Raw genomic sequence first — 23737 nt, forward strand, 5'->3', positions numbered from 1 at the left:
ATATATAAGTAGATCAGTATGGAGAAATGTGTAGACATGAGTGAAGAACGCAATATTGAAATCGGGGAAAAGCTACGGGCAGCCCGTTTGGCAAAAGGATTTACATTGGATGATATCCAAAAAAGTACCAAAATTCAAAAACGGTATTTAAATGCTATTGAAAATGGTGATTTTGAGCAATTACCTGGAGATTTTTATGTCCGCGCTTTTACAAAGCAATTTGCCCAAGCGGTGGGAATTGATGCGGACGAACTTTTAGTTAATGCACCCAAAGAAGTTATTGAACCAACGACAGATCTAAGTAATTCACGCACTGATTTGGATAATGTAACGCGTACAGGGATGGACACTGAGCCTTCCAAGGCGGATAAAATTCAATCATTTGTTCCAAAGGTAATTATTGGGTTATTAGTTGTGGTTGTTTTAGTAGTAATTTGGGTAATTGCTAATTCCCTTTCAACTAAAACTAATAGTCAACAAAATGCAGATAACTCATCAGTTTCTGTCTCAAGTTCGAAAGTAAATAAAGCAGACAAAATTGCTGATAGTTCATCAAAAGCATCATCTAAGAAAAAGGCAGCGCCTAAGGACAAAGATAAAGATAAGTCAGCTGATAAGGATAAAGAACTTAAAATTGCTGATGGTCAAGTTAATGGCTCAGCAACCAGCTTTGCTGTTAGTGGTGCTGATGCAGTAAGTAAAGCACACACAATTGTTATCAGTACAAAGAATCGCACATGGCTTACAGTTTTAGTTAACGGATCAAATGTCTATAACCAAATTTTAGAAGCCGGCGATTCAAAATCAGTCGATTTACCAGCTAATACAACCGATGTAAAAGTAACGTCTGGATTTGCAACTGGTACTAGTATTCAATTAGATAAGCAAGATGTTAATATTCCTGCCAACTCTAGTTTAACACGTAACTACAATTTCACTTTTGCCGCTGGCAGTGACTCAAAGGGTGATAATTAATATGAATTTACCAAATAAATTAACTGTTTTTCGAATTTTTTTAATTCCTATTTTTATTTTATTGCTTGTGATACCATCACTTGGAACCATTAATTTTCTTGGTGCGCCGGCGACATCGGTTAATCAAGTGATTGCTGGTCTGGTCTTTATCGTGGCCTCATTAACTGATTTACTCGATGGAAAAATTGCGCGTGCACGGAAATTGGTCACTAACTTTGGTAAGTTTGCTGATCCATTAGCGGATAAGTTACTTGTGATGACGGCGTTGATTTTTTTAGTTCAATTTGGCAAAGCAAGTGCTTGGATGATTTCGATTATTGTTATTCGGGAATTAGCAGTAACTGGGCTACGCTTGTTAATTGTTGAAAATAACGGCCAAGTAATGGCTGCTGCTTACCCAGGTAAAATTAAGACAACTACGCAAATGATCGCAATTATCTTATTTTACTTTAATAACGCATTTTTCAATCCAATGGGTGTACCAATGGCGGAAATTATGCTTTGGATTGCCTTATTCTTTACGGTATATTCTGGATTAGATTACTTCATCCAAAACCGTAGTGTTTTTAGCGATGGCTTTAAATAATTAAATAAAAAACGTTAGCATCCTTGAATTATTCAATTATGCTAACGTTTTTTTATGTTTTTAGTTACATTTTTTGCTAAAATTAAGAGCATAATATAGATGGAATTCGTAGAGTATTCCATGAAGGAGGTCAAAGATGCAGGCAGAAATAATTGCAGTAGGAACAGAGATTCTATTGGGACAAATTACTGACACTAACAGTCCCCTAGTTGCACGCTTATTGGCAACTTTGGACATTGATACGTATTATCAAACCGTTGTTGGTGACAACCGTGAGCGTTTATTATCCGCATTAGAGATTGCTAGTGAACGGGCTGATTTAATTATTACGATTGGTGGTTTAGGACCAACTCCTGATGATTTAACAAAGCAAACAGTATCAGAGTTTGTTAAGCAAACATTGATTGAAGATCAACCAGCTTTGGACAAAATCCTGGATTACCATCAACGAACGCAACGGCCAATGTCAATTAATAATCGACTACAAGCATTATATATGGCTGATGGCCAACCGCTGCTCAATGAAACTGGTTTTGCCGTGGGGTGCTTTTATCAAAATCCCAATGGGCCTGATGTCTTGTTATTACCCGGACCTCCTTGGGAATTAGAGCCAATGCTAGTTAAACACGCTTTACCGGTACTTGCAGAAAATTATCAACAATCTGGCGTATTATTCTCTAGAGTGTTACGTTTTTATGGAATTGGTGAATCACGTTTAGTAACGCAATTAGCAAATTTAATTGAAAATCAAACGAACCCAACAGTGGCCCCGTATGCCAAAGCACATGAAGTAACCTTACGGATTACCGCACAAGCTAAAACTACGGATGCAGCTATTAAATTAATCGATGAGATGGAAGCAGACATTATGGCTGAGGTGGGCGACTACTTTTATGGGTATGGTGATGATTTTTCATTAGAAGAGTGTGTAGGTGATTTGTTGATTAATAGTAATTTACATATTACTGCAGCAGAAAGTATGACCTCTGGATTGTTTCAAAGTACGCTTGGAAAAGTTGCCGGTATTTCACAAGTATTTGATGGTGGTTTAGTAACATACTCCCCAGCAACTAAAATAGCTTTACTTGATGTTGACCCAGAAGTTATTGAAGAACATGGGGTTGTTAGTGAAGCAACAGCTTGTGCAATGGCGGTAGGTGCTCAAAAAAAATTAGGTGCCGATATTGCAATTAGCTTTACTGGTGTTGCCTCTGGTGAATTAGAAGGCCATGAAGCCGGGACGGTTTGGATTGGTATTGCATTTGAAGATGATCCCGTCCAAGCTTTCTTATACCATTTTGGAACGGAACGGCAAAAAAATCGTGAACGGGCTGTGATGGCTGGTCTGGATTTAATTCGGCGCACAATTCTAGGTTTACCAAGCGTGGAATATAAATAAAAACATTTGTTCGTTTTAACTTGCGTTTTGCCGAACATAACGGTAAGATAACTATATTGAAAAAGTAGTGAATGGAGGAACCACTTTTGGCTGATGAACGTAAAGCAGCGCTTGATGCTGCACTTAAGAAAATCGAAAAGAACTTTGGGAAAGGTTCAATTATGCGTTTGGGTGAAAATGCACAAACACAGATTTCTACAGTACCATCTGGTTCATTGAAACTTGATATTGCTTTGGGAGTCGGTGGCTATCCAAAGGGGCGAATTATTGAAATATACGGGCCAGAATCATCTGGTAAGACAACATTGGCTTTACACGCTGTTGCTGAAATTCAAAAAGCCGGTGGTACAGCAGCATATATTGATGCTGAAAATGCCTTGGATTCAAAGTACGCTGAAAATTTAGGTGTAAAGATTGATGACTTACTACTATCACAACCAGATACAGGTGAACAAGGGCTTGAAATTGCTGATGCTCTAGTTTCTTCTGGAGCAATTGACATTTTAGTTGTCGATTCAGTGGCAGCCTTAGTACCACGTGCCGAAATTGAAGGTGAAATGGGTGACGCACACGTTGGGTTACAAGCACGTTTGATGTCACAAGCATTGCGGAAACTTTCTGGTTCAATTAACAAAACTGGAACGATTGCGATTTTTATTAATCAAATTCGTGAAAAAGTTGGAGTTATGTTTGGTAATCCAGAAACGACCCCAGGTGGACGAGCACTTAAATTCTATTCAACGGTTCGTTTAGAAGTTCGTCGTTCTGCTCAAATTAAAGATGGTACAGACATTATTGGGAACAACACTAAAATTAAAGTTGTTAAAAATAAAGTTGCGCCACCATTTAAAGTCGCCGAAGTAGACATTATGTATGGAGAAGGGGTATCACAAACAGGTGAATTGATTGATTTGGCTGTTGAAAAAGATATCGTGGATAAATCCGGTTCATGGTTTGCTTATAACGGTGAACGAGTTGGTCAAGGACGTGAAAACGTTAAAAAATATCTTGATGCAGAAGAGCATGCCGCAATGCGTTTAGAAATTTACAATCGTGTCCGTGCAGCGTATGGAATTGGTGATGATGTGGAAGAAACATACACAGAAACGCCAGCTGTGGATGATGCAAAAACGGATATTTTAAACGATGAAGATTAATAAATAAAGTAAAAAAGTTCATACTAGGATGTATGAACTTTTTTTGTTTAAAAACGGATTTTTGTTCTAAATTTAAGCTAATCAATTTAAAAATTTAATTGAATACCGAATATTTAGGTTATATTCAAGATAAATTATCCAATATAGCCGCAATCAATATCCTAAAAATGTTATAATTAAGCACTATTATTTGTGAAAGGGATTTTAAAATGACGAAACTAATTGACGGAAAACAGGTTGCCAATGACCTTAAAGTACAAATTGCTAGTAGTGTAAAAAAATTGATAGCATTAGGCATTACGCCAGGAATTGCAGTAATTCTAGTCGGCGATGATCCAGCCTCACAAATCTACGTTCGAAATAAGCAACGCGCCGCTGAAAAGTTAGGAATTGATTCAGAAGTGATTCACTTGCCAGCAACAACAAGTGAAGAAAAGGTACTGGCAAAAATTGCGGCATTAAATGCTAACCCAGCCATTGATGCGATTTTAGTACAGTCACCAATGCCAGCTCAGATTGATGAAAATCGGATTCAAAGTGCGATTGTACCAGAAAAAGATGTCGATGGGTTTCACCCACAAAATGTGGGAGCATTATTTAATAATGCCCAGGATTACTACCCAATGGCTAATACACCACGTGGTATTATGACATTACTTAATGAATACATGCCTAATTTAGTTGGTAAAAAAGCGCTCGTGATAGGTCGTTCAATTTTAGTTGGTCGGCCAATGATGGCTATGTTGAATAATGCGGATGCAACCGTTACTTTAGCCCACCGCCATACTACTAATTTAGAACAATTAATTGCCGATGCCGATGTAATTGTGGTGGCTGTTGGTAAACCACATTTTCTTAAAATGAGTGATGTTAAAGCGGATGCGGTAGTAATTGATGTGGGTATTAATCGCTTGGCAGACGGGACTTTAGTTGGTGATGTTTTGGATGATATGCCGGATTCAGAGCAACTATTAACACCTGTACCCGGTGGTGTTGGTCCGATGACAATTGCAACGTTAATGCAAACGACAGTTGAATTAGCGCGTCAACACAGTACGATATAATTAATAGGCGTATATTATGGAAAAACAACAGTATTTATCAATTAGTGCATTAACTAATTATTTAAAACGGAAGTTTGATGCTGATCCTTATTTGGAAAAGGTATTTTTAACTGGTGAAATTTCAAATTGGCGATTACGACCTACGCACCAATATTTTAGTTTAAAAGATGATAATGCAAAAATTAATGCCACGATGTTTCAAGGCAATTTTAAAAAAATAAAATTTCAACCAGAAGAAGGGATGAAAGTCTTAGTTACTGGGCGAATTTCTTTATATGGACCATCAGGTTCGTATCAAATAATTGTTGATTCCATGCAACCAGATGGAGTTGGTGCGTTATATCAAGCTTATGAACAACTAAAGAAAAAACTGCAAAGTGAAGGCTTATTTGATCGTCCTAAACGATCACTACAGCGGTTTCCAAAACGAATTGCCGTTATTACCTCACCAAGTGGGGCGGTAATTAGAGATATTATAACGACCACCCAACGCCGCTATCCGATTGCACAATTAGTATTATATCCGGCAGTTGTTCAAGGTGATAATGCTGTCACTAGCTTAGTTACTTGTCTTCAACAGGTTGCGCAAGGCGATTATGATGCAGTTATTATCGGCCGTGGTGGTGGTTCAATTGAAGATTTATGGCCGTTTAATGAAGAAGCGGTTGCTCGAGCGATTGTGGCAATGCCCATGCCAGTTGTGAGTTCAGTAGGACATGAAACTGATACGACAATTGCGGATTTGGTCGCTGATGTCCGGGCGGCAACGCCAACAGCTGCTGCCGAATTAGTGACACCGCGGCTAGATGAAGAATTGATTAACCTACAACAACTTGAAAATCGGTTACAAACGGCAATGCTTAATCGGGTTAAATTTGCGAAACAACAAGTTGCCCGACAAATGCAATCCGTTGTTTTTAGTAATCCACAACGCCTATATGATGGTTATATGCAACGCGCTGATTTAGCAGCGGAACGGTTGACTAATGCGATGCAACAGCGCGTGACAAGTGCAAATAACCGTTATCAACTAGCAGCTCGTGGGCTACCATTACTACAATATCGACAACAAGTATTGCAACTTGAAAAGCATATCAATGTGACACAACGGCAATTGATGCAAGCAACCTCGCAGATTGTTAAAGATAAACAACAGCAAGTTGCCAAACAAATGCAAGCCTTGGATTTAGTATCACCATTAAATATCTTGAGCCGGGGATATGCATTAGCGACAAAAGATAACCAGGTTATTAAAAGTATTAGTAATATTAATGTGGATGATGAAATTACATTACGGATTAATGATGGAATATTAAGTGCCAAAGTAACAGATATTAGAAAGGAATCTTAAAATGCCAGCTACTGATAAAAAAACATTTGAAGAGAATTTAACCGATCTTGAAGCGATTGTGACTCGTTTGGAACGTGGCGATGTACCACTTGAAGAAGCTTTAACTCAATTCCAAGCTGGAGTCGCCTTGAGTCAAGAACTACAAAAAACATTGAGCGAAGCAGAAAAAACACTAACTAAAATGATTAACAATCAAGGGCAAGAAGTTACCTTTGATGCAAGTAGTGCACAGTAAGGAATATTGAAGATGCAAAAATATCAAGACTTCTATCAGGAGTATGTACCCCAAATCGAACAAGTCATGGATCAAGCATTATTGGAACTTAATGGCCCAGCCACGTTGATTGAAGCAATGCGTTATTCTGTTAATGCTGGGGGTAAACGCTTGCGGCCAATTATGACTTTAGTCGTTTATCAGGGTTTTGGTGGCATTATTACCGATGATGTTATCCGAGTAGCTTGCGCAATTGAATTAATTCATACGTATTCATTAATTCATGATGACCTACCTGCGATGGACAACGATGATTTACGCCGCGGCAAACCAACAAGTCATAAAAAATTTGGTGAAGCCCAAGCAATTTTGGCTGGAGATGCGTTATTAACATTAGCCTTTAGCTGGATTGCAGATAGTAATATTAACGCAATTAGTAAAGTTGCATTAATTGCAAAATTAGCCCAAAATGCAGGCCCAGTAGGGATGGTTGGTGGTCAAGTTGCTGACATGCTTGGTAACGAATTAACCTATTCACATGCAGAATTAGTTTCAGTGCATAATTTGAAAACAGGTGCATTACTTAGTTATGCTGCTGCTGCCGGTGGGATTTTAGCGCAAGTTTCAAACGAGCTTGTGCAAGACTTAAGTGAGTTTGGTTTGAAGTATGGGTTAGCATTCCAGATTGAAGATGATATTTTAGATGTGAACGATAGTGTCGATATCGAGAAAAATACGTATCCACACTTATTAGGATTAGTAGGTGCAAAACAAGAACTAGCTAGTGTAGTTGATGCTACTCAGGCAAAATTAGCAGGCATTGCTAGTAAACAAGCATTTGATTTGGAATTAGTGGCAGGATTATTGAGTTATTTTGAAAGGAAAAATGATTAAGGATGGCGGATAAGGAACGCGTTGATATTTTATTAGTACAACAGGGAGTGTTTCCCACTCGGGAACAAGCTAAACGTGCCATTATGGCGGGACTTGTACTAGGTGAAAATGAAGAACGATTAGATAAACCCGGTGTTAAAATACCAGTAACGACAGAATTGCACTTAAAAGGAACACCAATGCCTTATGTTTCACGGGGGGGCTTTAAATTAGCCAAAGCCTTAACAGCATTTGAAATTGATGTTACTGATCGAATTGTGTTAGATATTGGATCATCAACTGGTGGTTTTACTGATGTGGTCCTTCAAAATGGTGCTAATAAGTCGTATGCCTTAGATGTAGGAACTAATCAATTAGCCTGGAAGTTACGCTCTGACGAACGAGTTATCGTTATGGAAAATACTAATTTCCGCTATTCAAAATTAGCTGATTTTACACACGGCCAACCTAATTTTGCCACGATTGATGTTTCATTTATTTCGTTGCATCTAATTTTGCCACCATTACGTGATATTCTCGCTGAGAATGGTGAAGTTGTTGCGTTGATTAAGCCACAATTTGAAGCTGGGCGTGAAAACGTTGGGAAACATGGTATTGTACGTGATCCAGCCGTGCATAAAGCAGTCCTAGAAGATATCGTTAAATTTGCGGTTTCGGTAGGCTTTACTGTTGAAAACTTAGACTTTTCACCCATTAAAGGTGGCGAAGGAAATATTGAATTCTTAGCACACTTAAGAGCAACAGCGACTCCAGAAGTGGCGGCAAATGTCGATGTTGATGCTGTGCAAGCACGTGCTTATGAACAATTAAACCGTAAAGATGAAAATCCTGAAAAGGGGGCTTCTTAATGAGAAAGCAAGAACGACACGAACTGATTCGACGATTAGTACAATCGCAATCGTTTGAGCGTCAAGATCAATTAGTTTATGCAATTGAAGAACAAATTGGAAAAAAAGTTACCCAGGCAACAATTAGTCGGGATTTACGGGAGCTTAATTTAATCAAAGTTCGGAATACTAACGGGAATTTTAATTATCAATTTGCACCGAATGAATTCTCATTAGATCGTAGTCGGTTAGCACGCTTGCTAGGGCGTAATGTTGAAGCTTTGGCAATTCAAGATACGATGATTTTATTAAAAGTAATTCCGGGTACTGGTGAAGTTATCGGTAATTTAATTGAAGCAATGGAAATTGATGAAATTTTTGCGGTGATGGTCAATGACGCTAAAGTAATGTTATTTATTAAAGATCAATGCAATAGTAAGTTAGTTGCTAATAAAATTCGAGATTTACTATAATAAAATGTGAGGAGATGATGGCATGTTACAAGAATTATCAATTGATAATTTTGCGATTATCCCCCATCTGCAAATTGATTTCAACCAAGGTATGACGGTCCTTTCAGGTGAAACGGGTGCCGGTAAATCAATTATAATTGATGCGGTTGGTTTACTTGCTGGTGGTCGTGGTTCGCAAGAGTTTATTCGTACAGGTAGTCAAAAAGCGGTCTTACAAGCAGCCTTTATCATTGATACGACAAATCAACATTTTATGACGGTCTTAGCTGATTTAGGAATTGAAGTTACTGATGAGCAGTTAATTATTCAACGGGAAATTCATCGTAGTGGGCGTAATGTTATCCGGGTCAATGGGATGTTACTTAACTTAACCACTTTAAAACAAGTTGGGGAGTTTTTAGTTGATATTCATGGTCAAAATGAACATCAAGAGTTAATGCAACCTGAAAAACATTTAGCAATGCTGGATGAATATATTGGGGATGAATTAATTGAATTAAAGCAACAGTATCAAGCGATGTTTACACAGTATCGCCAAGTCCAAAAAGCGGTTAAAGAAAAACAACAAAATCAACAAGCATGGGCACAACGCTTTGATATGTTGAAATTTCAAGTTGAAGAGTTAGAAGATGCAGCTTTACAGATTGATGAAGAGGAACTTCTGCTAGCAGAACGAGGCAGGTTAAATAATTTTCAAAAGATTATGAGTGCCTTAGAGTTAGTTAGTGTTAAATTAAGCGGTGCTGAAGAACCTGGTGCCGTGGATAGCCTAGGTGAAGCGATGCAAGCAATGCAAAGTATTGAGAGCATTGATGAAAGTTTTCATGAAATTAGTGAAACCATTGATAGTAGCTTTTATGCTTTGCAAGAAATTGTCAAAGATGTTAGTAATCAAATGGATTTACTGGAATATGATGAAGAACGCTTGAATCAAATCGAACAGCGCTTAGATTTAATTCATCAGTTGGAACGTAAATACGGGCCAGATGTAGCAGCCATGCTAACGTATTTAAAAAATATTAAAATTGAATTTAACCAAATGGAAAGCGTGAGTGCCAATAGTGATCAACTTGAAGAACAGTTAAGTAAGATTACGACACAGCTGACCGACTTGGGAGCAAAGCTTTCAGCAATACGGCAAACCAATGCGCTGACATTAGCGGAAAAGATTCATCAACAACTACAAGATTTGTATATGGAAAAAGCCCGCTTTAGCGTTAATTTTAAGCAACGGGCAACTTATCAATTCGATGGAGTAGATGAGGTTGAATTTTATATTCAAACCAATCCAGGTGAAGCGGCTAAACCACTTGCTAAAATTGCATCTGGTGGTGAGCTTTCACGGATGATGTTAGCGATGAAGACTATTTTTGCACAAAATCAAGGTGTCACATCGATTGTCTTTGACGAAGTGGATACTGGTGTTTCTGGCCGAGTCGCTCAAGCGATTGCGGAAAAAATTGCCACAATTGCTGCTCATTCACAAGTGTTAACAATTACGCATTTACCACAAGTAGCAGCAATGGCGGATCAACATTACTTGATACAAAAAACGGTTATTAATGACCGTACCGAAACATCAATTCAATTGCTTGATGAACAACAACGGGCGCGTGAGTTAGCGAGAATGATTAGTGGTACGGAAGTAACTGATTTATCGTTGGCGAATGCCACTGAGTTATTAGGATTAGCTAGCCGTAAGAAAAAGGAGTCCCATGAATAGAATACTTGGAATGTTTCGGTTGGAGCCGCTAGTTAAATTAGATGATTTATGGCGGGCTGCCTACCGTAATGGTTATGATAAACCCCGATTATTACACCGTCTGGGGATGTATGAGATGTTATGGTTTTTGATTTGGGCCATTTTTACGTATCGGACCATTCACGCTAAAATCGCTTTTTTAGGATTAGTAATGTTAATTGGCTGGTTATTTTGGATGGCATTTGGCCCGATTGTTTCAATTATTGATGCGGATACGAATCGGATTCGCCGATTAAAACGGGCTGATTATCGCCGTTATCGGCAACAAATGCGCGGGCAAATACCTTTTCCAGCCCCATCAGAAGTTGGAATTAGTAAAAAAGAACAATTACCGGCTCAAAAAAAGTAAAATCATAGTGTCGATAATTAAAAAATATGATACAATCAATATTGTTAGTCCAAAACAAGTTATAAATACTTGACTTTGATTTGGACTTACGGTAAGATATATTTTGTTGAGAAAACAGAGTAGGAGCACCCGCTTCTCGCCTCAGTGATAATTACGTTGCTAGGCTAGATATTTTTAAAACCATGATGAATGATTTTATAAGCGGGTTTGCGTATTTATACGCGAACCCTCTTTTGTTTTCACGCAAAATAAAATTTGGAGGACAAAACCATAGCACAAGCTCGACCACAACAAGATTTGATTAATGATAAAATTCGCGCACGTGAAGTTCGCTTGATTACAGATGCAGGTGACAAGGGAATTATGCCTACGTCAGAAGCTTTGAAACTCGCTGAAGATCAAGATTTGGACTTAGTATTAGTACAAGCTAACGCTAAGCCACCGGTCGCTAAAATCATGGATTACGGTAAGTTTAAGTTTGACGCCCAAAAGCGTCAACGTGAAGCTCGTAAGAATCAAAAAATCGTAACTGTTAAGGAAGTTCGGCTTTCACCAGTTATTGATGAAAATGATTTTAACACCCGTTTGAAAGCAGCGCTTAAGTTCTTGGGTCAAGGTAACAAAGTTAAAGCGTCAATTCGTTTTAAGGGACGTGCCATTACGCACAAGGAAATTGGACGTGCTGTCTTAGATCGTTTAGCTGAAGCAACTGCTGAAGTTGCTAAAGTAGAACAACGTGCAAAGATGGACGGTCGTAGCATGTTCTTGGTTCTTGCGCCAAAAGATAGCAAGTAGAGTCGCGTCTACGAGTTAATAAAAGAAAGCTACTAAATTATTCGGAGGAATTGTAATTATGCCTAAGCAAAAGACACACCGCGCTTCAGCAAAGCGTTTCAAGAAGACTGCCAACGGTGGTTTGAAGTCAGGTAACGCCTTTACTTCACACCGTTTCCACGGTAAGACTAAGAAGCAACGTCGTCAACTTCGTGGTACTTCAATGATGAACCACACTACTTTGAAGACTTACAACAAGCTTCTTTCAACTATCTAATTTTAAATTTAAACGTAAACATAAAAAAACAAGTATTTTTAGGAGGACTTTCCCATGCGTGTTAAGGGTGGAACAGTGACGCGTGCTCGTCGCAAGAAAATGATTAAGTTGGCTAAGGGTTACCGTGGTCAACGTCACATCAACTTTAAGGTTGCTAAGCAATCAGTTATGCAATCTTACTACTACGCATTCCGTGACCGTCGTAAGACTAAGAGCAACTTCCGTAAATTATGGATTGCTCGTATCAATGCGGCTGCTCGTATCAACGGTTTGTCATACAGCAAGTTTATGCACGGTTTGGCACTTTCAGGTTCAACTTTGAACCGTAAGATGTTAGCTGACATCGCAGTTACTGACGAAGCATCATTTGCTAAGTTAGCTGAAGCTGCTAAGAAAGCACTTGAAACTAAGTAATTAAAAAAGAGTTGTGGGTTGAATTCTCTGCAACTCTTTTTTGTTTGCATGCTAAAATAGAAGTGAAATGACTTTTATGGAGGCAAATATAAATGAGTAAAGAATCTGTATTTTCAGCATTACAAAGTTTTAGTAGTCGTGATTCGCGGGTGCGGGCTTTTGGTCAAACAGCGACAAATGAATTTGATTTGAGTATTACATTATTTGTGACGCAAATGTCATTATTTAACAATATAACATGGCTAGAGTTCTTACCACCGTTTGAGTTAATTGAAACTCGTCTGACAAATGATGCAACGACACCAAGTTTAATAAGATTAAAATTTGATGGAAATATTGAAGTTGCATTAGTTGTGGCACCGGTATTTACCAAAGCTAGTTTCTTACTTAGTCCCGAAAATAAAATAATTGCGGATAAAGATTAATGGCCAGCTTGTAAACTAGTTTTTAGTAGTAAAATACTCTATAATATAGTAATTGCATAAAAACGAAAAGTGATAAATAAAAAGGATAATTGAATGATAAATAAATTTGCACCGACTTGGATGGTTGATGTTATTTATAATGTCACGCCAGCACAATTAAAGGCGCAAGGCATTAAAGCTGTGTTAACCGATTTAGATAACACGTTAATTGCATGGAATAATCCCGAAGGAACCAACGAATTACGACAATGGTTACGTGATTTGGAGCAAGCTGGAATTCCATTGATTGTGGTTTCAAATAACTCAGAAGAACGAATTAGCAAAGCAGTAGCCCCATTAGGAGCACAATACGTTTCGCGGGCATTAAAGCCATTAACGCGTGGAATTAAGCAAGCAATTCGGCAACTAGATTTGAAACCAAGTGAAGTTGTTATGGTAGGTGATCAATTGATGACTGATGTTTGGGCGGCAAATAATGCAGGAGTCCGGAGTATTTTGGTAAAACCACTGATTGAAACTGATCAATGGAACACGCGCATTAATCGATTTATTGAAAAACCTGTTAAGCGTTCAATGTTGAAAAAATTTCCGAACTTGAAATGGATGGATAAAATTAATGACTGATGAAGAATTAAAAGTAGCACTAGTAGAAGGCATCAATTGTGTCGGCTGTGGTGTGCAATTACAAACTGAACATAAAGGTGAGTTAGGGTTTACCCCAATGAGTGCCTTGAAAAAAGGCTTAGAAACGGATGAAGTTTATTGTCAACGGTGTTTCCGTTTACGGCACTACAACGAAATTCAACCAGTTTCATTGACTGATGATGATTTCCGTCGTTTACTTGGCCAAATTGCAGACACTAAATCATTGATTGTTTACGTAGTAGATATTTTTGATTTTACCGGTTCATTAATTCCTGGATTACACCGTTTTGTTGGTGATAATCCGGTTTTATTAGTTGGAAATAAAGCAGATGTGATGCCTAGTTCATTAAAACGGACAAAGTTAACTGACTGGATGCGTCAACAAGCTAATATCAATGGAATTCGTCCAATTGATGTTGCTTTAGTTTCAGCTGCTAAAAATCATTCAATTGATCAATTATTAGCGAAAATTGATAAGTACCGTGATGGCCGTGATGTGTACGTTGTTGGGGTGACAAATGTTGGTAAATCAACACTTATCAATGCAATTATTAAACAACAAACAGGTATTCAAGACTTGATTACTACGTCACGTTTCCCAGGGACAACATTGGATAAGATTGAAATTCCATTTGATGATAACACTAGTTTGATTGATACCCCAGGAATCATTCACCAAGATCAAATGGCACATTACCTTGGTGCTAAGGAATTAAAATATGTATCACCACAAAAGGAATTGAAACCGGTTGTGTTCCAATTGAATGCTGAACAAACATTATTCTTTGGTGGCTTAGCTCGATTGGATTTTGTCCAAGGTGAACGGAGTCCTTTTGTAGCCTACTTTGAAAATAATTTAATGATTCACCGTACGAAACTAGCAAATGCGGATAACTTTTATGAAAAGCATGCTGGTGAGCTACTTGTACCACCAACGAGCGATGAAATGACTAATTTTCCGGCCTTACAACGCCATGAATTTCGGACTAAAGTTAAGTCAGATATCGTGATTAACGGCTTAGGTTGGGTTACTGTACCAGCCAATGTTACTGTTGCAGGGTGGGCACCAAAGGGCGTTTCAGTCCTTGTACGTGCTGCCATGATTTAAGAATAGAGAGATAAAAATGAGTACTTTACGTGGAAAACAAAAGCGTTACCTTCGGGCGCAAGCACATTCAATGCACCCATTGGTAAATGTTGGCAAAAATGGTCTATCAAAAATCTGGTTAGACCAAGTTGAAGACGCAATTGAAAAACGTGAATTGGTTAAAATTGCTATCTTGCAAAATGCAGATGTGGATGTAACTGATGTAAAAACATACATCGAGGAAAATTCACGAATCGAAATTGTGCAAACAATTGGCCGGATTCTTGTTGTTTACAAGCGGTCTGACAATCCTGATAATCGTGATTTTTCAAATGAAGTTGATGCAATCTAATTGATATTTTCTAAATACAATGGTGAGGTAAACGAAGTGGTAATGACGGTTTTTACACCAGACGTAGCGCTGGCACTTGAAAGTGAAACGGTGGAAATTAAGCGCCGCGTTGGAATCATGGGTGGGACTTTTAATCCGATTCATAATGGGCACTTAATTATGGCTGAACAAGTCCGGTCTCAATTAGGCTTAGATGAAATTTTATTTATTCCTAATAACATTCCACCACATATTGATACTAAAACGGCAATTGATGGTACTACCCGGGCTAAATTAATTGAATTAGCGATTGAAGATAATTCAGATTTTAACTTAGAACGGATTGAGTTAATCAAGGGTGGTGTTAGTTATTCGATTGATACTATTGCGGAATTAAAACGCCAACATCCAGATACGGAGTATTATTTTATTATTGGGGCTGATGAGGTAGCATATTTACCTAAGTGGTACCGAATTGATGAATTAATTACGATGGTGACGTTTGTGGCAATTAAGCGGGTAGGTTTTACACAGACAAGTGAATATCCTGTTATTTGGATTGATACGCCGATTGTTGAAATTTCATCAACAGATGTCCGGCAAAGAATTGAGCAACAACGCTCAATTCGCTATCTAGTACCACTAAAGGTTGCTGACTATATTGTAAAGAATGGACTATATCAAGATGACAAACATTGATTATCAGAAACATTACTATCCCGGCTCTCGTGACCAGTTGGTGGCAATTTTAGCGGATACCTTATCTGATTTCCGCTACCAACATGTTTTACGGGTGGAGGCTAAAGCCTTAGAATTAGCCCAAAATTTTGCGGTTGCTGATTTAGAAAAAGTTTCCGTTGCGGCGCTAGTTCATGATTATGCTAAAGAACGTTCAGATGCTGATTTTAAAGCAGTTATTAAAGCCAAGCATCTTGATCGTAATTTAATGCAATGGGGCAATTATGTGTGGCATGGGCTTGTTGGAGCAGAAATGATCCATGATGAATTAGCCATCACAGATGAAGATATTTTAAATGCAGTCCGTTACCATACAACTGGGGCGGCATATATGACGATATATGATAAATTAATTTTTATGGCTGACTATATTGAGGACGGTCGTGACTTTCCTGGAGTTGATGATTGTCGAACAACAACGTTTGCTGATTTGGATGCGGGAGTTGCTTGGCAACTTAAGCACACATTAGGCTATCTTTTAGCTAAACAAACACCCATTCATCCCCAAACAGTATTGACATATAACGCATTTGTTGCAAATAACAAATAAACGCACGGTTAGTCACAACTAACCACAATAAAGAGGTATAAAATGAATTCAGAAAAAATGTTAGAAATTGCCGTTAAAGCTGCTGATAGCAAGCGCGCCGAAGATATTGTTGCTCTTGATGTTCAATCAGTATCATTACTTGCAGATTACTTTGTAATTATGAATGCAGGTTCAAAGCGTCAAGTTAAGGCCATCGTTGATGAAATTGAAGATCAATTAAACGAAAATGGTGTCTTTGCTAAACAAATCGAAGGTAAGGCTGAAGGTAGTTGGGTATTACTTGATTTCACTGATATCATCGTGCACGTCTTTGATGACGAAACACGTTCACACTACAACTTAGAAAAGCTATGGGGAGACGCTCCATACGTTGACTTGACTGATTACATTGCTGAGGATTAATTATGGCCAATTATCAAACTTTTGCTCAATTATATGATAATTTGTTTGATGGAGAGTTATATTTACAATGGCGTGATTACGTTGCTGCCAATGTGCCAGACAAGAATGGTAAGTTGCTAGATTTAGCTGGTGGAGCGGGCCGCTTAGCTGTTTTATTAGCTCAAGCTGGTTATCAAGATGTGAGTGTCTTTGATTTATCACCAGAAATGTTATCATTAGCAATGAAGCATGCTGAAGAAGCTAATGTAACGATTCCGTTAATTGAAGGTGATATGACAGAGTGGTCAGATTTATCAACTCAGTATCAAACAATTACTTCATTTGCAGATTCTTTTAACTATTTAGGTAAAAAGGATCAGTTGAAAGAAACCTTCACCCAAGTTTATCAACATTTACTGGCTGATGGGCAGTTCTTATTTGATATGATTACACCATATCAAATAAATGAAGTATATCCAGGTTACATGTATAATTGGCATGATGAAGAAACAGCTTTCCTATGGAGTTCATATGAAGGTGAACGTGCTAACTCAGTTGAACATGAGTTAACATTCTTCGTGTATCAAGAAGAAATTGATGGTTATCAACAACTTCAAGAATTACACTATGAATATGCTTATACGCTAACTGAGATTAAGGCCCTCTTAGCAGAAGTTGGCTTTAAAGATATCGAAGTACATGCTGATTTTGGGCAAGCACCTGTATCTGAAACGACAACTCGATGGTTCTTTAAAGCACATAAATAATAAAAAAGTTTAAAACGGCCTGTACTTATTAAAGTGCGGCCGTTTTTTTGAGGGAATTAAATGTTAGATTTTGTTGCATTAGATTTTGAATTTGACTTGCACATGGCAAATCGAATTTCTATTGTTGAAATTGGAATGCAAAAAGTAATGGGGGGCAAACTTGTGGATAACTGGCAAACGCTTGTTAATCCTGAATCACAATTGGATGCCTATGCATCTGATAATATTCATCATATTTACGCAAGTGATGTTTTATTTGCGCCGACTTTTGCCACAATTTGGCCACAAATTATCGCTTTTGTGGGTGATTTACCGGTTGTGGTCCATGGCGTTAAAAACGAGCAACAAGCGATAATTACCAATTGTCAGTTTTATGATTTACCCATCCAAGCATTTAAATATATTGATACGTTAACATTAGCTAAAAAATTATTGCCAGATTTACCCAAATATAATGTGAACTATTTGGCAGATTATTTTAAATTACCAATGACCGCTGATCACGCGGCGTTAGATGATGCACAGTTAACAGCTCAAGTATTAGTATCGATGCAAACTAAGTACGGTATTGATGTTATTAATAAAATAATTAAATGATAATGAAAAGCTTTAAAAAGATGGTAAAAGCGAGTACACTTAAGTAGTTAGTGATACTATGCCTATATGGCGGAATTGGCAGACGCGCTGCGTTCAGGTCGCAGTGAGGGCAACCTCGTGCAGGTTCGACTCCTGTTATAGGCAGTAAAACGATAATAGTATAAAAAAGGTTCGCACAGCATAATATGCCGTGGGAATCTTTTTTGTTACAAGAAAGTGGTTGTTATTAAGCGCTAATTCAATAATTTGACCCTGATAATTTGATAATGCTATTATCATGGCAGTTACTACTTTAGATTCAAGAATAGGAGAATCCAGATGTTTAAAAATATTTTAATCGCCGGTGGTGGTGTTTTAGGAAGTCAAATTGCCTTACAAAATGCAGTACATGGTAAAGCAGTAACGATTTATGATATTTCAGCCGAGGCGGTTGCTACGGCTAAAAAGTGGGTCGCTAGTTTTAAAGATTTGCTAGTAGCAGATATTAAAGAAATTAGTGATGAACAAGCGCAAGCCGATATTGCTAAAATTACGTATACTTCAGATTTAGCAAGTGCGCTTAAAGGAATTGATTTAGTAATTGAAGCCGTCCCAGAAAGTTTAGATATTAAAAAAGATTTCTGGGAAAAAGCCTCTGATGCAGCCGATAAAGAAACGGTTTTTGCAACTAATTCATCGACATTATTACCAAGTAAGATTGCGACTTTTGTTGATCGACCTGATAAATTCATTTCGCTACACTTCGCTAATATTGTGTGGTCACATAATACCGCGGAAATCATGGCCCAACCTAAAACTGAATCAGATTTACCAACTCAAATGGAAAATTTTGCCCGTGAAATTGGCATGGTGCCGATTTTAGTTAAAAAAGAACAGCCAGGTTATGTGCTAAATACATTGTTGGTCCCATTGTTAAGTGCCGGGATGTATCTTTGGTACCATGATATTGCTGATGCCGATACGGTTGATAAAACATGGATGATTGCAACTGGGGCACCTTATGGACCATTTGGAATTATCGATATGGTTGGTTTACGAACGGTAAGTAATATCTTACAAGCTGGAACAAATCCTGATGCACAAGGAATGGCTAAAAAATTAAAAACAGAATATGTGGATCAAGGTAAGTTAGGAACCGAAAGCGGTGAAGGGTTCTACAAGTATCCAGATCCAACATTCAAACAAGCTGACTTTTTGAAATAAAAATACACTATTAATTTGGGGGAAATTAAAATGTTAGAAAAAGTATTAGTTGCCAGTGGTGGTGTCTTAGGGAGTCAAATTGCGCTCCAAAATGCGGTCCATGGTAAAACGGTTACCATTTATGATATTTCAGCCGAGGCCCTTGCTGGTGCTAAAAAGCATATTGCTGCATTCAAAGAGCAATTAATTAAAGATACTGGTAAAGACGCCAATGAAGTCCAACAGCAAGTTGACGCTATTAAATATGAAGCTGATTTAGCGGCTGCTGTTAAAGGAGTAGATTTAGTTATTGAAGCGGTTCCGGAAAGCTTTGAAATTAAAAAAGATATTTGGACGAAACTTTCAGCGGCTGCCGATGCACAAACGATTTTTGTTACGAATACTTCAACGATGCTACCAAGTAAAATTGCGGCAGTTGTTGATCGACCAGCTAAATTTATTGCGATGCACTTTGCTAACTTAGTGTGGGCACACAATACAGCTGAAATTATGGCACATGCCGGCACAGATCCTGAACTGCCAGCCCAAATCCATGATTTTGCTAAAAGTATTGGCCTGGTACCAATTATGATTAAAAAGGAACATGCGTCATACTTGCTTAATAACATGTTTAATCCATTCTTAACAGATGGTTTAAGTTTATGGTATAACGGCATTGCTGATTACCAAACAATTGATAAAGTATGGATGATTGATTTAGAATCTCAAGCTGGTCCATTTGGCTTAATTGATATTGTTGGTTTACGAACAATGATCAATGTCTTAAAAGCTACCGGAGCAGAAGAAGATGCCAAAATTGCCGAAAAATTACAAACGGAATTTGTTGACCAAGGTAAGACCGGTGCCGTTGGTGGTGAAGGCTTCTATAAGTATCCACAACCAGCATTTTTAGATCCTGATTTTTTGAAGGTTGATTAAGCATAAAAAGAGTTGTGATATAAATAAAATTTAGTATTAATTTGATGTTAGAACGTATTTCAAAAGGCAGATACTAGCATCAAATACGAAAACCTCCGACCGAATTTTTAAATTCAGTCGGAGGTTTCTACTTTAATACCGTATTTAAACGCCTTTTACTACACGCCCGTTTATTTTTGCTAAGCATTCAATACCAGTTAAGTCGCTTTTTAGGCATCTTATCTGTAATTACAACATCAATTTGTACCAAGTGCTACAATACCTAAGAAATATAATTAGAGGTGAAAGAAATGTTTAACTTAAGTGACTATATCGGTCCTATTATTATCTTCTTACTTATTGCTTCAAGATTAGTTAAAACGCAACCAGTAAAAGATTCATTTAAAGGTGTAATTATTTTAATTGTCATTGGAGCAGTGTCAGTCTACCATGCTTTGCCGGATTTAACCCTTAATTTTGCAACCATTGTAATCATCGCATGGTCATGTATTACGGGCTTGGTTTTTGGAGCCATTCGGGGGACAACTGTTAAAGTCTACTTGGATCGGCAAACTAATACATGGATGCGGAGTGGCTCAATTATGACAATTATTGTCTTTGTGATTGGGGTTGCTGTTAATGAAGGGGTGGCCCATTTGTTACTATCCAACGCTAGCTCAATTTCAGGGGTAACAGAAATGTTGCACATGGGTTTATCAATTTTAGCTGGCCGGATTGTTCACTTGAACAAACGCGCAATCGCCCAAGGTCGCCGCTAAGCGTGTCGCTATCAAATATATCTGGAAAAACATCTTAGTTTACTAAGGTGTTTTTTATTGTTTAGAATGTTTCACATGAAACAGTAGCGTAAAACATGTTTTTAGTACGGTCGCTTAATGCCATCACTGCTAAAAAATGCTAAAATATTAAAGACAATAACAATAGAAAAGGGCAAATAGCATGGCAAAAACTGCAAAAGAAACTCCAATGATGCAGCAATATAATGCAATCAAAGAGCAATATCCAGATGCATTTTTATTTTATCGACTTGGTGACTTTTACGAGTTATTTAATGATGATGCGATTAAAGGTGCCCAAATTTTGGAACTAACCTTAACAACGCGCAATAAAAATGCAGAAAATCCAATTCCAATGTGTGGCGTACCACATCACGCAGCACAAAATTATATCGATATCCTAGTTGATAAAGGCTACAAGGTAGCTATTGTTGAGCAGATGGAAGACCCTAAGCAAGCGGAGGGCATGGTTAAACGTGATGTCGTCCAATTAGTGACACCTGGGACTAAGTTTGGGACCCAAGCAGACGCTAAAGAAAATAACTATATTACGGCTTTGACCCAAACACCCCAGTGTTTTGGCTTAGCCTATGCGGATTTATCAACCGGTGAAGAAAAAGTAACCACCTTGATGGAAAGTGAAGAAGTCTTCAATGAAATCCTTAATTTACAAACTAAAGAAGTCGTTGTTGATTCCAGTGTGGATTCTGAAATTACAGAAAAGTTAGCTAAGCTAGGGATTTTAATTTCGCATCAAGCAGCAGCTATCACACCTCAGGCTGAGGTGAGTTTTTTAACTCAGACAATCACTGATACGACACAATTACAAGTCGCTAGTCAGTTAGTTAGTTATTTAACTTTAACGCAAAAGCGTTCATTAGCCCATTTACAAGAATTTGTGGTTTATGAACCAATGCGGTTTTTAAAGATGGATCATAATAGCCGCTACAACTTGGAGTTAACCCAAAATATCCGAACGGGTAAAAAGCAAGGAACGCTATTATGGTTATTAGATGAAACCAAAACCGCTATGGGTGGTCGGATGTTAAAACAATGGCTTGATCGGCCACTTTTAACGCAAAGTAGTATTGTGAAACGCCAAATGATTGTTGCTGGATTGTTGGAAAATTACTTTGAACGAACAGCAATCCAAAATGATTTAGTTAAAGTTTATGATTTGGAACGTTTAGTTGGGCGGGTGGCATTCGGGTCTGTAAATGGCCGAGACCTAATTCAATTAAAAACGAGTCTCGAACAAGTACCTAAGTTACGGGCCACTTTAAAAACATTACCTGGGGATGTTTTTGGACCATTAGTCGAATTACTTGATCCAGTTCATGAAGTTACAGAATTGATTGCAACGGCAATTAATGAGGAACCACCACTTTCAATTACCGAAGGTGGGATCATTGCCGATGGTTATTCTGAACAACTTGATCAATATCGTGACGTAATGAAAAACGGGAAACAATGGTTAGCAGAATTGGAAGCCCATGAACGTGAAGTAACAGGGATTAACGGCTTAAAAATTGGCTATAACCGTGTCTTTGGTTACTTTATTGAAGTTACGAAGGCTAATATTGCCAAGCTTGATGCCGACCGCTATGAGCGTAAACAAACGTTAACCAATGCAGAACGCTTTAGCACACCAGAATTAAAAGAACGTGAAGCACTGATTTTGGAAGCCCAAGATAAGTCCACAGAGCTTGAATACCGCTTATTTGTGGAAGTGCGTGAAGTTATTAAAACGATGATTAGTCGTTTACAGGCACTAGCTCAAGGAATTGCCGAATTGGACGTTTTACAAAGCTTTGCGGTTGTTGCCGAAACGTATCATTTTGTACAACCAACATTTACGACGGACGCTAACTTAGCAATTATTGATGGCCGGCACCCCGTAGTTGAAAAAGTTTTAGGACGCCAAGACTATGTTCCTAATGATATTTTGATGAGTCCTGACAATAGTATTATGTTAATCACCGGACCAAATATGTCAGGTAAATCAACATATATGCGGCAATTAGCATTAATTGTAATATTGGCGCAAGTTGGCTCGTTTGTACCGGCAACTGCAGCAACGTTACCAATTTTTGATCAAATTTTTACCCGGATTGGGGCTGCTGATGATTTGATTTCAGGTGATTCAACGTTCATGGTTGAGATGGGTGAAGCTAATAATGCGTTAAAACATGCCACACCGGCTTCATTAATTTTATTTGATGAACTTGGCCGAGGAACCGCAACATATGATGGGATGGCATTAGCGCAAGCAATTATTGAATATGTGCATCAAAACGTCCATGCAAAGACATTATTTAGTACGCACTACCACGAATTAACGGAGTTGGCTGAAGAGCTTCCAGGCTTAAAAAATATGCACGTTGGGGCCATTGAACAAGATGGTGACCTAGTCTTTGTTCACAAGATGGAAGACGGGCCTGCTGACCAAAGTTATGGGATTAATGTAGCCAAACTTGCCGGCATGCCAGATGCTTTGTTAACACGGGCAGAAGTGATTCTCAAGCACCTTGAACAACAAGGCTCTGCCACGACGTTGATGCAAGTTACAAACCATGATGAGGTGGTTGTTGAGAAACCGGTTGTTGCAGAATCGATAGCAACGACAGTGCAACAGCCAGATGATAACGCGACGGATTTACAGCTGGATTTATTTGCTGATACAACGGTTGATCCCAAACAACAAGCCATCATTGATGAGCTAAAAGAAATGAATTTAGCGATGATGACCCCTTTGGATGCCTTGAATAAATTATTTGCACTCCAACAAAAACTTTAACTATTA

28 protein-coding genes, 1 tRNA gene and 1 other annotated feature are annotated in these 23737 nt (G+C 38.1%); all 29 genes read left to right on the forward strand.

Going from position 1 to position 23737, the window contains the following annotated elements; genetic code table 11:
* Positions 1 to 36 precede the first annotated feature (36 nt).
* The 29 genes from LQZ75_RS07655 to mutS all read left to right on the forward strand — a co-directional run bounded on the left by LQZ75_RS07655 (position 37) and on the right by mutS (position 23731).
* Positions 37 to 975: a helix-turn-helix domain-containing protein gene (locus tag LQZ75_RS07655; RefSeq protein WP_230097235.1), complete on the forward strand. Its 939-nt coding sequence runs from the start codon at positions 37 to 39 to the stop codon at positions 973 to 975.
* 1 nt (position 976) lies between these two features.
* Entirely contained in the window at positions 977 to 1561 is a 585-nt protein-coding gene (gene pgsA, locus LQZ75_RS07660) for a CDP-diacylglycerol--glycerol-3-phosphate 3-phosphatidyltransferase (protein ID WP_230097236.1), read from the forward strand.
* A gap of 136 nt (positions 1562 to 1697) precedes the next feature.
* Positions 1698 to 2960 (forward strand): competence/damage-inducible protein A, encoded by a 1263-nt coding sequence (locus LQZ75_RS07665; RefSeq protein WP_230097237.1) that lies wholly within the window; start codon positions 1698 to 1700, stop codon positions 2958 to 2960.
* Positions 2961 to 3046: 86 nt separating this feature from the next.
* Positions 3047 to 4117 carry a recombinase RecA gene (gene recA, locus LQZ75_RS07670; RefSeq protein WP_284707516.1) on the forward strand — a complete coding sequence of 357 codons (1071 nt, stop codon included), beginning with the start codon at positions 3047 to 3049 and terminating at the stop codon, positions 4115 to 4117.
* A 209-nt stretch (positions 4118 to 4326) separates the two neighbouring features.
* Complete coding sequence (locus LQZ75_RS07675; RefSeq protein ID WP_230097239.1) at positions 4327 to 5181, forward strand: bifunctional 5,10-methylenetetrahydrofolate dehydrogenase/5,10-methenyltetrahydrofolate cyclohydrolase; 855 nt, start codon at positions 4327 to 4329, stop codon at positions 5179 to 5181.
* A 16-nt stretch (positions 5182 to 5197) separates the two neighbouring features.
* Positions 5198 to 6532, forward strand: a complete 1335-nt coding sequence (xseA, locus tag LQZ75_RS07680) for an exodeoxyribonuclease VII large subunit (protein ID WP_230097240.1) — start codon at positions 5198 to 5200, stop codon at positions 6530 to 6532.
* Between the two features lies 1 nt (position 6533).
* On the forward strand, positions 6534 to 6767 hold the full coding sequence (locus LQZ75_RS07685) for an exodeoxyribonuclease VII small subunit (RefSeq protein ID WP_230097241.1): 234 nt from the start codon (positions 6534 to 6536) through the stop codon (positions 6765 to 6767).
* Between the two features lie 12 nt (positions 6768 to 6779).
* Positions 6780 to 7640 carry a polyprenyl synthetase family protein gene (locus LQZ75_RS07690; RefSeq protein WP_230097242.1) on the forward strand — a complete coding sequence of 287 codons (861 nt, stop codon included), beginning with the start codon at positions 6780 to 6782 and terminating at the stop codon, positions 7638 to 7640.
* Positions 7641 to 7642: 2 nt separating this feature from the next.
* On the forward strand, positions 7643 to 8488 hold the full coding sequence (locus LQZ75_RS07695; protein WP_230097243.1) for a TlyA family RNA methyltransferase: 846 nt from the start codon (positions 7643 to 7645) through the stop codon (positions 8486 to 8488).
* The gene (locus LQZ75_RS07700; RefSeq protein WP_230097244.1) at positions 8488 to 8940 is read left to right on the forward strand and encodes an arginine repressor; all 453 of its coding nucleotides are present in this window, start codon (positions 8488 to 8490) and stop codon (positions 8938 to 8940) included. Before LQZ75_RS07695 ends, LQZ75_RS07700 begins: the two co-directional genes overlap by 1 nt.
* Before the next feature lie 22 nt (positions 8941 to 8962).
* Complete coding sequence (gene recN, locus LQZ75_RS07705; protein WP_230097245.1) at positions 8963 to 10663, forward strand: DNA repair protein RecN; 1701 nt, start codon at positions 8963 to 8965, stop codon at positions 10661 to 10663.
* Entirely contained in the window at positions 10656 to 11051 is a 396-nt protein-coding gene (locus tag LQZ75_RS07710) for a hypothetical protein (protein WP_230097246.1), read from the forward strand. Before recN ends, LQZ75_RS07710 begins: the two co-directional genes overlap by 8 nt.
* 111 nt (positions 11052 to 11162) lie before the next feature.
* Positions 11163 to 11292 (forward strand) — a sequence feature (ribosomal protein L20 leader region).
* Positions 11293 to 11348: 56 nt separating this feature from the next.
* The gene (gene infC, locus LQZ75_RS07715) at positions 11349 to 11846 is read left to right on the forward strand and encodes a translation initiation factor IF-3 (RefSeq protein ID WP_168722164.1); all 498 of its coding nucleotides are present in this window, start codon (positions 11349 to 11351) and stop codon (positions 11844 to 11846) included.
* Between the two features lie 58 nt (positions 11847 to 11904).
* Positions 11905 to 12102, forward strand: a complete 198-nt coding sequence (rpmI, locus tag LQZ75_RS07720; protein WP_168722109.1) for a 50S ribosomal protein L35 — start codon at positions 11905 to 11907, stop codon at positions 12100 to 12102.
* Between the two features lie 54 nt (positions 12103 to 12156).
* Positions 12157 to 12516, forward strand: a complete 360-nt coding sequence (gene rplT / locus LQZ75_RS07725; protein ID WP_230097247.1) for a 50S ribosomal protein L20 — start codon at positions 12157 to 12159, stop codon at positions 12514 to 12516.
* Between the two features lie 92 nt (positions 12517 to 12608).
* Positions 12609 to 12941 (forward strand): hypothetical protein, encoded by a 333-nt coding sequence (locus LQZ75_RS07730; RefSeq protein ID WP_230097248.1) that lies wholly within the window; start codon positions 12609 to 12611, stop codon positions 12939 to 12941.
* A 93-nt stretch (positions 12942 to 13034) separates the two neighbouring features.
* Complete coding sequence (locus LQZ75_RS07735) at positions 13035 to 13565, forward strand: YqeG family HAD IIIA-type phosphatase (protein ID WP_230097249.1); 531 nt, start codon at positions 13035 to 13037, stop codon at positions 13563 to 13565.
* Positions 13558 to 14694 (forward strand): ribosome biogenesis GTPase YqeH, encoded by a 1137-nt coding sequence (gene yqeH / locus LQZ75_RS07740; protein ID WP_230097250.1) that lies wholly within the window; start codon positions 13558 to 13560, stop codon positions 14692 to 14694. Before LQZ75_RS07735 ends, yqeH begins: the two co-directional genes overlap by 8 nt.
* Positions 14695 to 14710: 16 nt before the next feature.
* The gene (gene yhbY / locus LQZ75_RS07745) at positions 14711 to 15025 is read left to right on the forward strand and encodes a ribosome assembly RNA-binding protein YhbY (RefSeq protein ID WP_230097251.1); all 315 of its coding nucleotides are present in this window, start codon (positions 14711 to 14713) and stop codon (positions 15023 to 15025) included.
* A gap of 42 nt (positions 15026 to 15067) precedes the next feature.
* The gene (locus LQZ75_RS07750) at positions 15068 to 15703 is read left to right on the forward strand and encodes a nicotinate-nucleotide adenylyltransferase (RefSeq protein ID WP_230097311.1); all 636 of its coding nucleotides are present in this window, start codon (positions 15068 to 15070) and stop codon (positions 15701 to 15703) included.
* Positions 15690 to 16292, forward strand: a complete 603-nt coding sequence (gene yqeK, locus LQZ75_RS07755) for a bis(5'-nucleosyl)-tetraphosphatase (symmetrical) YqeK (protein ID WP_230097252.1) — start codon at positions 15690 to 15692, stop codon at positions 16290 to 16292. Before LQZ75_RS07750 ends, yqeK begins: the two co-directional genes overlap by 14 nt.
* A gap of 42 nt (positions 16293 to 16334) precedes the next feature.
* Entirely contained in the window at positions 16335 to 16694 is a 360-nt protein-coding gene (gene rsfS, locus LQZ75_RS07760) for a ribosome silencing factor (RefSeq protein ID WP_230097253.1), read from the forward strand.
* Positions 16695 to 16696: 2 nt separating this feature from the next.
* Positions 16697 to 17440 (forward strand): class I SAM-dependent DNA methyltransferase, encoded by a 744-nt coding sequence (locus tag LQZ75_RS07765; RefSeq protein WP_230097254.1) that lies wholly within the window; start codon positions 16697 to 16699, stop codon positions 17438 to 17440.
* Between the two features lie 60 nt (positions 17441 to 17500).
* Positions 17501 to 18037 (forward strand): 3'-5' exonuclease, encoded by a 537-nt coding sequence (locus tag LQZ75_RS07770; RefSeq protein ID WP_230097255.1) that lies wholly within the window; start codon positions 17501 to 17503, stop codon positions 18035 to 18037.
* Between the two features lie 60 nt (positions 18038 to 18097).
* Positions 18098 to 18181: transfer RNA gene (locus tag LQZ75_RS07775), tRNA-Leu, on the forward strand.
* Positions 18182 to 18355: 174 nt separating this feature from the next.
* A complete protein-coding gene (locus tag LQZ75_RS07780) occupies positions 18356 to 19240 on the forward strand; it encodes a 3-hydroxyacyl-CoA dehydrogenase (RefSeq protein WP_230097256.1) in 885 nt (294 codons plus the stop codon).
* A gap of 30 nt (positions 19241 to 19270) precedes the next feature.
* Positions 19271 to 20158, forward strand: a complete 888-nt coding sequence (locus LQZ75_RS07785) for a 3-hydroxyacyl-CoA dehydrogenase (RefSeq protein ID WP_230097257.1) — start codon at positions 19271 to 19273, stop codon at positions 20156 to 20158.
* A 290-nt stretch (positions 20159 to 20448) separates the two neighbouring features.
* On the forward strand, positions 20449 to 20916 hold the full coding sequence (locus tag LQZ75_RS07790) for a hypothetical protein (RefSeq protein ID WP_230097258.1): 468 nt from the start codon (positions 20449 to 20451) through the stop codon (positions 20914 to 20916).
* Between the two features lie 181 nt (positions 20917 to 21097).
* Positions 21098 to 23731 (forward strand): DNA mismatch repair protein MutS, encoded by a 2634-nt coding sequence (gene mutS, locus LQZ75_RS07795; protein WP_230097259.1) that lies wholly within the window; start codon positions 21098 to 21100, stop codon positions 23729 to 23731.
* Positions 23732 to 23737: the final 6 nt, after the last annotated feature.

Source organism: Periweissella fabaria (assembly GCF_918814575.1).
GTDB classification, from domain to species: Bacteria; Bacillota; Bacilli; order Lactobacillales; family Lactobacillaceae; genus Periweissella; species Periweissella fabaria.